This is a genomic window from Vibrio sp. 2130-1 (assembly GCF_033339515.1).
The window spans coordinates 1-629 of the sequence record NZ_JAWOUT010000414.1; the positions used below are offsets into that span (position 1 = coordinate 1).

Consider the following 629-nt stretch of genomic DNA (forward strand, 5'->3'; position numbering starts at 1 on the left):
ATAAGGTTCGATTTGGTCGTGGTTGTGTGTAAGTTCTAATTCAAAGCCTGTTTCTTCATTTGCTAGATAGGTTAGGGAGAAACCATCAAAAACGTATTGGTCTTTGATCTCTAGCTCAAGTGCGTCGCGGTAAAATTGTAGGGAACGGTCCAGATCGCGTACTCGGATCATGGTGTGTATCATTTTTGTCATGAGTACTCCTTAATTGTCCGCATAGGTTAGCGAGTACAAAAGGAGTGTGGGTAGTACTAGAGTACGACAAATAAGAATACGCTCAATAGCTTACGATTGAGGCGTAAAGCCTCATCGATGCCATTGAATATTTTGGTAAGAATATAGTTAGGTGTTAGGCGTTAAGTTGAGTAAGCGCTTGATGGAGCGTGTTTTCCGGTTGGCGAGCATACGTGAGACATGCGCAGCGCAGTAAGGATGCAAAGTTGTTCACTTCACCATTGTATTCCAGTGCTTCTTGATACACCGTACTGATAAACTTTGGAACGGTCATGTCTTGCGCACTGGCAATTTCTTCAAGAATCGTCCAAAAACTCGACTCTAATTTTACGCTGGTGGCATGGCCGTCAATGCGGATGGAACGAGTGATAAACTGATAATTATCCTGTGGTTGTTTA

The 629-nt window shown here is 42.9% G+C and carries 2 protein-coding genes; both read right to left on the bottom strand.

Annotated features, from left to right (window positions below):
* On the bottom strand, positions 1-192 hold a 192-nt coding region (locus R7Q09_RS26550; RefSeq protein ID WP_318143993.1), incomplete at its 3' end, for a VOC family protein.
* Between the two features lie 154 nt (positions 193-346).
* Positions 347-629, bottom strand: a 283-nt coding sequence (locus R7Q09_RS26555; RefSeq protein WP_318143994.1) for a ribbon-helix-helix domain-containing protein, incomplete at its 5' end; no start/stop codon positions are given.